Annotated in this window: 11 protein-coding genes; all 11 read right to left on the bottom strand. The window is 61.9% G+C overall.

Features of this window, described 5'->3' with window-relative positions; all coding sequences use genetic code 11:
• Positions 1–7: 7 nt before the first annotated feature.
• From KGJ62_14665 to KGJ62_14615, 11 genes are read right to left on the bottom strand one after another with little or no spacing between them, the layout of a single operon-like run.
• A complete protein-coding gene (locus KGJ62_14665; GenBank protein ID MDE2127821.1) occupies positions 8–979 on the bottom strand; it encodes a lysophospholipid acyltransferase family protein in 972 nt (323 codons plus the stop codon).
• Positions 976–2124 carry a tetraacyldisaccharide 4'-kinase gene (gene lpxK, locus KGJ62_14660; GenBank protein ID MDE2127820.1) on the bottom strand — a complete coding sequence of 383 codons (1149 nt, stop codon included), beginning with the start codon at positions 2122–2124 and terminating at the stop codon, positions 976–978. The genes KGJ62_14665 and lpxK overlap by 4 nt, the downstream gene beginning before the upstream one ends.
• Positions 2108–3505, bottom strand: coding sequence for a hypothetical protein (locus KGJ62_14655; protein MDE2127819.1), 1398 nt, complete (start codon positions 3503–3505; stop codon positions 2108–2110). The genes lpxK and KGJ62_14655 overlap by 17 nt, the downstream gene beginning before the upstream one ends.
• Positions 3465–4175: a lysophospholipid acyltransferase family protein gene (locus tag KGJ62_14650; protein ID MDE2127818.1), complete on the bottom strand. Its 711-nt coding sequence runs from the start codon at positions 4173–4175 to the stop codon at positions 3465–3467. The genes KGJ62_14655 and KGJ62_14650 overlap by 41 nt, the downstream gene beginning before the upstream one ends.
• Before the next feature lies 1 nt (position 4176).
• Positions 4177–6042, bottom strand: coding sequence for an ABC transporter ATP-binding protein (locus KGJ62_14645; protein ID MDE2127817.1), 1866 nt, complete (start codon positions 6040–6042; stop codon positions 4177–4179).
• Between the two features lie 5 nt (positions 6043–6047).
• A complete protein-coding gene (locus KGJ62_14640) occupies positions 6048–7370 on the bottom strand; it encodes a hypothetical protein (protein ID MDE2127816.1) in 1323 nt (440 codons plus the stop codon).
• Positions 7370–8185 (bottom strand): acyl-ACP--UDP-N-acetylglucosamine O-acyltransferase, encoded by an 816-nt coding sequence (lpxA, locus tag KGJ62_14635; protein ID MDE2127815.1) that lies wholly within the window; start codon positions 8183–8185, stop codon positions 7370–7372. The genes KGJ62_14640 and lpxA overlap by 1 nt, the downstream gene beginning before the upstream one ends.
• A gap of 4 nt (positions 8186–8189) precedes the next feature.
• A complete protein-coding gene (gene fabZ / locus KGJ62_14630) occupies positions 8190–8753 on the bottom strand; it encodes a 3-hydroxyacyl-ACP dehydratase FabZ (GenBank protein MDE2127814.1) in 564 nt (187 codons plus the stop codon).
• Complete coding sequence (gene lpxC, locus KGJ62_14625) at positions 8750–9607, bottom strand: UDP-3-O-[3-hydroxymyristoyl] N-acetylglucosamine deacetylase (protein ID MDE2127813.1); 858 nt, start codon at positions 9605–9607, stop codon at positions 8750–8752. Before lpxC ends, fabZ begins: the two co-directional genes overlap by 4 nt.
• A 26-nt stretch (positions 9608–9633) precedes the next feature.
• The gene (lpxD, locus tag KGJ62_14620; protein ID MDE2127812.1) at positions 9634–10719 is read right to left on the bottom strand and encodes a UDP-3-O-(3-hydroxymyristoyl)glucosamine N-acyltransferase; all 1086 of its coding nucleotides are present in this window, start codon (positions 10717–10719) and stop codon (positions 9634–9636) included.
• Positions 10716–11708 (bottom strand): hypothetical protein, encoded by a 993-nt coding sequence (locus tag KGJ62_14615; protein ID MDE2127811.1) that lies wholly within the window; start codon positions 11706–11708, stop codon positions 10716–10718. Before KGJ62_14615 ends, lpxD begins: the two co-directional genes overlap by 4 nt.
• Positions 11709–11711: the final 3 nt, after the last annotated feature.

Raw genomic sequence — 11711 nt, 5'->3', positions numbered from 1 at the left:
CTCGTCACTATCTTATCGGCGCCGGCGGTACGTCGGCATTCTTCAGGGCCGGCATGCTCACCCAGGGTTCGAGTCGCGATGCCTTCCAGCGATCATGCAGCCACAGCCACTGGTCGGGATGCGCACGCACGCGCGCTTCGATGCGCTGGTTGATAGCCGCGGTAACTCGCTCCACGTCGCGTGCCTTGTCACCGGTCGGCTCGACCATCAGGGGCGGCTCTACGTCAATGCAGAATCGCCCATCGGTACGGCGTCGACAAAAGGCAAACACGATTGGGGCGCCGGTCCTTAAATGCAGAACGGCCGGCCCGTCGGCCGTACCGGTCAACCGGCCCATAAACGGCACCCAGACATCCGCCGAGTTCTGGTCCGGCAGCAGGCCCACCATTTCGTTCTTCTTGAGCGCGGTAAGTATCGTTCTTACCGAGTTGCCCCTCAAAACAACAGCCGTACCGTTGCCGTTCCGCGTCCGCATCAACAGTCTGTCTGCCGCGGCGTCATTCGCTTTGCGCGCAACAATCGTCAGTTTATGGCCGCGTATAGCCAGCCATCGCGCCATCCACTCCCAGTTACCGTAGTGCGCGGATATCAACAGGACACCGTGATGACGCGCATAAGCCTCGGCAAAAAACTCCTCGCCGGTAGCATCCACGAGGCTGCTAACTGTTTCATCGGCGAGCGACGGCAGCTTTACAAACTCGGCGGCAGATTGCCCGAAGTTCAGGAATACCGACTTGGCGATCCCTTTGCGCTCGGCCGCTGTCATCTCGTCGCCGTAGATCATCTCCAAATTGGAGATTGCAACTGTCCGATAGCGTTTGAGCAAGGTAAATACCAACTGCCCCACGAAGCGTCCCACGCACCGGCCAGCCCTTAACGGCAGTGCGCGCATCGGAGCAACCACGGCCGCCAGAGCCACGGTGCGCGCATGCCGACTGAGGCTCCGCCGTACGGCAACCTGGCTGCCAGGCGCGCTCAATGCGCTTCACCGACGTCGGCAGGGAGAGGGGCGTTTGCAAAGGCCGCATTACCACGCGACAACAGACATTGAAGCATGCGGTCCAGTTCCAACGCCTCCTGAGCCTGGAGTCGGATGTCCAGGCTGTAAATTGGCGGATCCGGCGGAAGGCTGCGCGCTTTTACAGCGTCCTTTGCCGTGGTGACCACCATATCAGCGCCAGCGCGCATTGCCTTAGAGCATACCTGCTGCCACTGTTCCGCTGATATCGGGTTATGGTCGGCATGATGCTCGACGAATACAACATCCATGCCCAGCGCCCGGGCCAATGCATGGAACCGCTCGGGCTGCGCGATCGCGGAGACCAGTACGGCCTTCCGACCGCTCATCCCCGATACGTCTGCATCTGCGCCGTGATTCAATCGTCGCAGTTGGTGCGCAGAAACGAAAGCATGCAGCAGTGTCGCGCTCGGGGCGTGTACACGAACGTCCGCTTCCGTCGTGGCGTCGGTGCACGCGCCTGCGCCCGGCGAGCAGGTGAGTACCACAGCGTCTACCCGTCGCAGGTGTGACGGCGGCTCTCGCAGCATACCGCGCGGCAGCATCCAGCCGTTGTCGAACGGCCGCGCGAGGTCGAGCAGAGCAATATCCAGGTCTCGATGCAACTGCAGAAACTGCATGCCGTCATCGAGCACCAGCAAATCCGGATCGAACTCCCGGATCGCCATCGCCCCCGTTTTACGCCGGTCACGGCCAACCAGCACGGGTACGCCAGGCAGTTCCAATGCGAGCAGCACCGCCTCATCGCCTGCCTCGGTCGGACTGAGAAGCACGTGCTCTCCGTCGCTCACAACCTCACAGCCATGCTCGAACTTGCCACGGTAGCCACGAATAAGAACCGCCGGCTTGGCGCCAAGCCGCTGGGCAGCTCGGCAAACGAGGATCGTGAATGGCGTTTTGCCGGTTCCACCACTCGTGAGATTGCCTACCGACACCACGGGTCGCGCCAGCCTGTGGCGCGGCCGCAGTCCGATTGCAAATGGCATCATCCAGAGCAGCAACACGGCGTGGTGCAGGTGTGCCAACGCAGCCAGCGAAACTCTTGCCAGCCGCAAGGGCAGCGGCGCGTGCGGCGCGTTCAGGATGCGGTTAAGCCGATCGGCCATGTTGCCCGACGCCTTCGCACCCGGCTGCGCCGCGCGAAGCCAGCTGCAGGATCTCGGAAGCGAACCTCTGTGACGCGCCCTGGTTTGCCGCAACCAGGTTCGCTGCAGCCAGGTGAATCGAGGCGCGCTGCTCTGGAGAAGAAAACAGCCCGATCGCAACATCGGACAGGCTATCAACCGAATGCACCTGGAAACCGATGCCGGCCTCCTGAAGCTGGCCGGCGACGGACCGTACCGTAGCGATGTGCGGTCCGAACAGGGTTGGCAGCCCATACAACACCGGCTGCGTGAGGCTTTGTCCCCCACCCTTCACCACCGGCGGAAAGCTGTTGCCGACGAACGCAACATCCGCGACGGAATAGAGAGAGGCCAGTTCGCCGAGCGTATCCAGGATGATACACCTGACATCGCCTTCCGGCGGAATGGCCGTCCGCCGGACGGGCGTGAGTCGCGCGGCGAGCATCTCGCGCTCCAGGGCCGGTACGCGCTCGAGGTGCCTTGGCGCGATGATGAGACAAAGACCAGGAACGGCTTGCGCCATCCGGCGGTAGGCATCGAGCACCACGCCATCCTCTTGCCCAGATCGCGTGCTACCGGCAATGAAGACGGGCGCCGCTGCGGGAAGTCTGAGGTTCGCGCGCAGGGCAGCGGTTTCCGCCGCGTTGAGTACCGGCGAAGCGGTATCGTATTTGGAGTTGCCAAGTGTGCGGCACACACCCTCAGACCAGACCGGTCCCGCCACCTGCCGGAAGCGCCGCGCATCCTCGTCCGATTGCGCCAGAACACGATCCACGTTGGCAAGCATCCACCGGTACACTCCGCGGCCGGCGCCCAAAGCAAACCGGAGTGTCCGATCGCTCATTCGGGCATTTACAACCAGCGTGGGAATCGCGCGGCGGCGCAGCGCATGCAGCAGGTTTGGCCACAGTTCACTTTCAACTGCTGCGAACGCGCGCGGCCTGAGTCCGTCGAGGACCCGCTCGGCAACCCAGGGCAGGTCAAACGGCATATAGAAGATGCCATCAACCAGGGCAGACAACCGGCTCTGGGCAATGGCCATTCCCGTTGGAGTGGAAACAGAAGCTACAATCGGACGATGCGGCGCTTGCTGGCGCAGACTTTGCGCGATTGGAATGGCCGCTACAGTCTCGCCCACCGATACGGCGTGCAGCCATACGCATCCGTTGGCGGCAACAACGGACTCGGGCAGTTTTCCCCAACGTTCGCGCCACCCGGGTCGCGACTTGCCGGTGATCCACCGCTGAGCAAGCCATGCCGCCAACAAAGGCGAGCCGGCAGCCAGGGCTGCATTATAGGTTCTGTGGTTTATCGCAGCTTCCTCACGCCAGCCGCCAGTCCGAAGGATATGTTGAGTGGCCACAGCGGAGTTCGGCGTCGCGCTCCAGCCGGTTGATGGCCACCTCAATCGTGCGGGCAAGCTCGTCGCGCAGGACGTCATCCACCACGGGCGGCACGTAGATGGGATCGCCAACGACAAACCAGATCGTTGCAAATGGCTTCGGAACCATGTACTGGTCCCAACTCTTCAGCTGCCAACGCCTACTGGCGCTAATGCCGACAGGAATAATGGGAACGCCCGATTTCTGCGCCATAAAAATCACCCCGTGCTGCACCTTGTGCGAGGGGCCGCGTGGGCCATCGGGAGTGAAGGTCAGAATACCACCGGCTCGAAGCTTACTCGCGACCTCGATCGCGGCACGTATACCGCCTCTGCCGGTGGACCCTCGTACGGTTTGAAAGCCATACCGCTGAAAGATCGCGTTCTGCAGCTCACCATCCCTCGACAGCGATATCAGCGCCCAGTAGCCGCGATTCCGGAGGAGGTTCGCGGGAATCAGCGTTCGGCCGTGCCATGTGAGCAGAATCGCACCGCCGGATGAAGGCACCAGTTCGTCCAACCGGTGCACGCGCAGGCGGTATGTGGCATAGAGAGAGCGCACCAAGCCGACTACGAATGCCGAAGTGATTCTGGTGCGCAGTGCATGGCGCGCTCTCCAGCTATCGTTCTGTTCCAGCGAAGTAACTGCCACGTCAGGCACCGGTCGGACCCGCGGTCCGAACCTGCGTCTCATACAAATTCGCGTAGTATCCGCCGGCATTCAGGAGTTCGGCATGTGTGCCGGCCTCGACGATCGCTCCCTCTCGCACCGCCAGGATGCGGTCCGCATTGACCACGGTAGAGAGGCGGTGCGCAATGACGAGCGTGGTGCGGTTCTGCATCAGGTGGTCCAGGGCCTCCTGAACCAATGCCTCCGACGACGCGTCCAGCGACGAGGTTGCCTCGTCGAGAATCAGGATGCGCGGATCGGTAAGGATGGCGCGGGCAATCGCGATACGCTGGCGTTCGCCACCCGAGAGTCGGATGCCACGCTCCCCGACGATGGTATCCAGCTGCTGTGGCATGCTGTTGATGAATGAGGCGTTGGCGGCATACGCCGCCGCGCGAACCCGCTCTTCCTCGGCATCGCGGCAGCCATATTTGATGTTATCGCGGAGCGTGCCTGCAAAGAGCCATGTCTCTTGCGGCACGATGCCGATCTGCTTGCGAAGGCTCTCAAGATCGAGCCTGCGTATATCGACGCCATCTATGCGGATTGCGCCCGCGACCGGGTCAAAAAAGCGGGGAATCAGGTCGGCAATGGTGCTCTTGCCCGATCCGCTGGCTCCGACCAGCGCAACCACCTCACCGGGCCGAACCTCAAAGCTGACGTTGCAAAGCACTGGCGCGCCATCGGGTGAGTACTTGAAGCTGACATTCTGAAACTCGATATGGCCGCTGATCCTGTCGAGCCGAACCGGTTCCGCAGGCTGCACGACCTCCGACTCCACGTCCAGTATCTCTTCGAAAATGCGCCTTGCGCCGGCCATTGCCTGAGCGCGCAGTGTGGCAATTCCGCCGATATCGCCGGCCGAGCGAGCCATGAGATTCAGCAGATATAGAAACGCCATCAGGGCGCCTTCGGTCATCGCGCCCGCGACGGGAAACGACGAGGATGCAGGAGGCGGCTGTGCTGGATGAGCCGCAATCCAGTTTTGTTGGAGGTGGTGCTGCACCTGAATGGTGTGAGCGACCTCGTTGCCGCCCATGAACAGCACCAGGGCTATGCCGAAGGCGCCAATCAACTCGATAAGCGGCCGCAGCTGGGCGCTGCGGCGCGCGCCCTTCATAACAGCGCCCAGGGCCCGGCCATTCTCCGTTACGAACCGGTTGACCTCATGCCGCTCAGCGGCGAAGGACTGGATGACGCGGACTCCGGCGACCGTCTCTTCCATGATCGTGGAAACGTCGGCGAGACGTGCCTGAACAGTCCGCGAGATATTCCGAATCCGTTTGCCGATGCTGCTTATGACGACCGCCATGAACGGAATAAAGATGATAGAGGCGATAGCAAGGCGCCAACTAATAAAGAACAGGTATAGCACACTGGCTACAATAGTGATAGGCGCTGAGACGACGTTGCGCAGCGACATCGCGGCATTCTGGATCACCTGAACATCGTTCGTAATCACCGACATGATGGCCCCGGTGCGCCGGCGATGAAAGAACGAGAGCGAAAGCGAATGCACGTGCGCAAAGATCTCATCGCGCAGGCGCGTGGCCACGCGGTTGGCCACCAGCGCCAGGAGGTAGCTTTGGCCAAACGTAAATACGCCCTTTATCACAAATACGCCGACGACAAGAGCGCACAGCAGGTCGAGCAGATCAACCCGGCCCATCATCATCGCGTTGATGGCGGTCTCGATCAAACGTGCAATCCCGGCGGCTATCGCCGCCGTTACCGCTGCACAGAACAATCCTCCGAGCAGCGGTGTCAGCTGCGGCCGCAGGTACGAGAGCAGCCGGCGCTGAACCTGCCCCTCGGTGAGTGAAGCCCCTACCGACGCGCTTCTCGGCATTTCGGTCATGACTTCATTATACTCAGAGCAAACTCAGCGGCACGAGCCGCAGCGCCATGCGAACCAAGCAGCGCCTTGATCTTCTCCATCTCGCCTTTTGCTACCGCCCTGGAGCCGACGTCGTTCATTAACTCCAATGCGGCCGCAGCAACCGCCGACGGCGTGGCATCGTTTTGCAGGAGCTCCGGCATGATCTGGTGTTCGGCCAGGATGTTTGGGATGCCGATAAACGGCACCTTCCGCTGGATCCCGCGCAGCTTGTACTCGATGTACTGAAGCTGCGACCCCTTGTAGACGATCACCGTTGGCACGCCGAGCACGGCCGCTTCCAGCGTTGCCGTTCCGGAACAGGCGATGACGACGTTCGCGTGGGCCATTACATCGATCGCCATTCCGGATACCAACACAAACGCAGGCGGCGCCTCACGCCGCACGGAAGCGCGTTTCCGGTCCGGCTCTGGTGGGAATGGAGCGCTCGAGCCATCTGGAAGCGCGGCAGCCGGTACGGGAACCGTTCGATCAACCGGCCTCAGAAGTGTTTGGCCGATAGCATCGGAGGCCCGTCGCCACAGCCCATTGAAGCGACTTCCGAGATCCGGATGACGGCCGAGTAAGCTCACCATCATCTCTCGTGAAATAGATGGGGCCACCGCCACAACAAACTGCGCGTCGGATTCTTTCGCCGTGATCTCGGATGCCGCGTCAACCAGTACCGGCATCAGCGCCGAGGCTTCGGCCGTCCTGCTGCCCGGAAGAAGCGCGATGATCGGAGCACCGGGGCGCAAGCCGAACTGCTCGCAGAATGCGGCGCGAGTAAGTGATGGACGGCATCGATCCAGCACCGGGTGCCCGCACCAGATTGTCGGCAGCCCGGCGGAGCTCAGATACTCTGCCGACCACGCAAACGGTGTCGCCACGGCATCGCACGCCTCTACGAGCGTCTCGGCGCCTCTTCCGATGCGGCGCCACGATCCCGGTGGAACAAAGTAGAAGGTCTTCAGCTTCAATGATCGCGCAAAGCGGCCAAGGGGCACATTAAACGCACCAAAGTCGACTAAGACTAGAAGATCGGGACGCCGGGCGGCCAGCTCCCGCTTGATCATGGGTGCTATCCGCGTGAGGATGACCGGCACTTTGGTCAGTGCCTCGATCACACCAATGGCGCCCCACGATGCGCTGTCGGCCAACAGGCGTACGCCCTGGCTGCGCATAGCGCCGCTGCCGAGCCCCCAGAAGGTGCAATCCGGCCGCTGCCGCTTGAGTTCGCAGACCAGCTCGGCTCCCAACGCGTCGCCCGAAGGCTCGCCCGAGATGATCGCGATCTCCATCAGCTCATCAGGTTGTTGCCGCGTCCGCTAACGCCGTTACGGATGCTGCGAATGAACTCCAGCAGATGGTCGAGCTCCTGACTGATCGGGATCTCCTCACCAATAGCTTCCATCGCCTGTGTAACGTTAAGGTCCGAGCGATAGAGCAGCTTGTACGCTTCACGCAGCTGAATGCGTACCTGCTGTGAGATACCATATCGCCGCAATCCGCGCGTGTTCACGTCGTATACCTTCGCGGGTCGGCCCGCGGCGAGCATGTACGGGGGTACATCTTGCGTAACGCCCGACATTCCGCCCACCATCGCCAAACGGCCAATCCGGCAGAATTGATGAACACCCACGATGCCACCGATATTGGCGTTATCTTCTACCGTGACGTGCCCGCTGATTCCCGCGTATGATGCAATAGTGACGTAGTTTCCGATGTCGCAATTGTGGGCTACATGCGCGTAGGCCATGAGCATGATGTTATCCCGCAGCACCGTGCGGTTGCCTTCGCCTGTTGCCCTATGAATGGTAACGCACTCGCGCAGGATGTTGTTATCGCCGATGGATACGTAACTGCGCTCGTTCTTGAACTTGGTATCCTGCGGCGGTCCGCCGATGATGGCCCCGCTGTGGATCTGACAGTTAGATCCAATGCGCGTATAGCCCTGAATAACTACGTGAGCGTGAAGGACGGTGCCGGCGCCAAGAAACACGTGCGGCCCGATAATGCAGTACGGCCCTATCTCCACTCCGGCGTCGAGCTCGGCGGATCGATCGATGATTGCCGTGGGGTGGATACTGGCCGTCAATTCCGGGGCTATCGCCATGGATCTACTCCTGCTCGCCGCCGACCAACGCAGCCGTCACAGCCATACTGGCTTCGTCTTCTCCCAGCAGCTCCGGTCCATCCCTCTGCACGGCGCCATTTGCCAGGTGCGTACGCCTCGCCGGTGCGGTCTGGCTGCCGCGCGAATCCATGATCTTGAACTTCATTGTGCCTTCGGCCACGACCTCGCCGTTCACACGACCCACCATGGTAACCTGGCCGAATGCGCCGCGCAGCCAGTCCATCGTGGCCTCAGTGATCAGCGTGTCGCCGGGCACCACCGGCCGTCGGAATCGCATCCGTTCGACTTCGGCGATGTAGACCAGTTTGTGCAGATGATCCGGCATCCGGAGGAGCATCAAGCCCGCAACCTGCGCCATCGATTCGATGATGAGCACACCGGGCATAACGGCAACGGCCGGAAAATGGCCGACAAAGAACGGCTCGTTGATCGTCACATTCTTGAGGCCAACGACACGAACGCCCTCCTGCACCTCCAGAATCCGATCCACCAGCAGCATAGGAAACCGGTGCGGCAGGATGCTGCGAATCTCTTCAATATCCATCATACGCATTGCTCCATCTGGCCGATCGCTCCGCTTGTTCTTATTGCCAGTAATCTGCGGGCCAGATCGCAGTTTACCGTATGCCCGGGACGAATTGCCTTTACGTGCGCTTGTATGCGCGCCCCAACCAGCGCCAGATCGCCCAGCAGGTCGGCTGCTTTGTGCGCACACCATTCGGCGTCTATACGAAGTGGCGATGAGAACTCATCCGGCGGAGTAATCACGAGCGCGTTTTCCGTGGTGCCACCCTTCGCCAAACCGGCGGCAAGCAGCGCTTCCACTTCGCGCCGGAATGCGAATGTCCTGGCCGGCTCGACACGGTTTCGCCAATCGGCGGCATCCGGTTCCATGTCAAGCCGTATTGTTGCTGCACCCTCGGCCCAGTCATCGAACTCCGTACTCACCTCAAGGCTTAGACCCCGTGCGGGAGTGAGGGTAATCGAGGAGTCACCTGCATGGATCGAGACTTCGGAATCGAGTTGCAGAACAGGAGCTGGTGCTTCCAGCGCGAGGATGCCGGCATGACGTATTGCGTTACAGAACGGCTGCGTGCTGCCATCCATAATTGGCACCTCGGGACCGTCGAGGCAGATGAGCGCATTATCAACGCGACAGGCGACCATTGCGGACAGCAGGTGTTCCACCGTGGCAACCGTCGTTCCGTTATACCCCAGAGTGGTGCAGCGCCCGGTACCCACCACATTCAGGGCCGTGGCCGGTACCCGCACCCCGTTGCGTGAGAAAACGATGCCCGAGCCGGCAGGCGCTTTTGTTACCTGCAGCCGGCACGGCTGGCCCGTGTGGATTCCACGGCCACTAAGTTGAAAGTCACGCGCCAGCGTGGTCGCCTTTGGCACAGATGCACTCGCGTGCGAGCAGCTGCTCACGGTGCGTCGCCCCGGTGTGTGCCGTCATCACCCGGGAACAGAATCCGCTCAAGGCGTCGCACACGTTTGAGCAGATCCGGCAGGTAAGTGAGTGCAACTGCCTCACGGATGCGGTTGCTGTGACGGCCGGCTGGGTATCCCGACCAGGTTTCACCGCCAGGCACATTGGTCACTACAGCGCCGCGGCCCGCGATACGCGCGCCGTCACCAATCTCGAGTTGATCGGCGACGCCGGACTGCCCGCCGAAGACAACTCCGCGGCCGACGCGCACGCTACCAGCGATACCCACCAAAGCGGCAATAAGGGTGCCATCGCCAATCTGGACATTGTGCGCCACGTGCACCAGGTTATCGAGTTTGCAGCCAGACCCAATCGTGGTGTTGCCGGTGCGCCCGCGATCTATGCACGCAGCGGCGCCGATCTCAACGTCGTCGCCGATCACCACACCGCCGACGTGCGGAATCTTGCGTGCGCCACGCGGACCGGCGATATAGCCGAACCCATCGGCGCCAATTACGCAGCACGCGTGCAGGCGGCACCGGCGTCCAACGCGCACATTTGGGTAGAGGACGGCGTTTGCAAAGATGCGAGTGCCGGCGCCGATCGTACAGCCGGCGCCAACTCGAGCGCCGTCATCCACGCGCACGCCGTCGTGCAGTACGGCACCGGCCGCCACTGTTACAAAAGCTCCGATCGAGACATCATCTGCCAGCTGGGCTTCGGGATCGATGACTGCGGCTGGATGGATACCAGCGGGAAACGGGGCATCGGCCTCAAGCCTTTCCAGGAGGTCCACCCACGAAGCCCGGACGTTTGAGACCAGGATACCGGCCGGCGGCCGCTTCTGCGCAGCAGCCCACGATTGTGGCGTGGTCAGTATAGCTCCGCATCCACGTTCGGCAGCAAGCTCACAATGGGCAGCGTCATCGGCGAAAACCAGATCGGTTGGCTCGGCGACGGGTATATCCGCCATGCCGGAAATGGCCATAGAACCGAGCCCGTCCAAGGGAACACCCAGCCATTGGGCCACGTCCTGCGCGGTCCAGTCCAGATTGCGCCGATTTGCTCCGATTTCGTTCACAGTGACTGGACTCCAGCGGTGCGGAGACTTGCGCGGAGGGCAGTGGTCACTTCACGCGTAATGTCGTGGGCTCCGCGGGTACCGAACGGAACGAGCCTCCAACCCCGAATGGCAGCATATTGCCGCGCAAAGCTCACAGCATCGGCGTACGTGGCGGCCGCAAATAGCAAGGCGACGCGCCGCTGTTGGCCGCGCGCGCTGGCCGCCAGCGAAGCCGGTTGGAGTGTGTGAAACTGCGTTTGCGGCCAAAACGCCTTAAGTGGCGTGATCTCTGCAGCCGTCAGCGGCGCTACCCGGGCGATACCCGTATCGATGGAACTCAGCGCCTGCTCAGCGCCGGCCATTCGCGCCGCCTCGCGCGCTTCTCTGTCGGTAGTCTGCTGTGCAAGGCGCGATGCGAGAGCCTGTGCGCGCGCGGCAGATTCAGCGAAAATCTGCTTGCGATACGGCGCCACGATCGCTTCAACCGCCGGCGCAGTATCGCGCGTGAGGATAGCTGTCTGTTGTGCAACGAGACTGTCTAGCCGGGTTTGAACCACCTGCTTCTGCGCCAAAGTATCGAGCCGATCTCTCCCTGAGAAGACGCGAGCCTGAAAGGCCAGCACCGTGTTTCGGAACCGGAGGCTGCGGATCTGGTCGTCAAAACGGCTAGCCTCGCTCCGCCGACGGCGGCGCACGGTGTTTACCGCTGTCTCGGTGGCAGCGGCGAGCAGCCCGGTAAGCCGCTTCTGCTCAGCTCTTTGTGCGGCAGCAACGGTAACGGCGTTGCTGCGTTGAAGCGATGCAACGAGCGCCGTCAGAAACTGGCGCCGCTGCTGCAGGATTCGAGCCTCGCGTGCATCCTCCAGGCTCCTGGCGATGGGGAGAGTGGATGGAGCAATCCGGGGCAAGGCTGCCGGCGCAGCCAGCGTTACGGGTGACGCACTGACTGGCGACTCCGGCTGCGCGGCCGGCTGCGGGTACGCCCTGAGAAGTACGTTTATGTTCACGGC

Source organism: Armatimonadota bacterium (assembly GCA_028871815.1).
In the GTDB taxonomy this organism is placed as follows: domain Bacteria; phylum Armatimonadota; class Chthonomonadetes; order Chthonomonadales; family Chthonomonadaceae; genus REEB205.
This window is presented reverse-complemented; position numbering and strand designations above follow the sequence as displayed.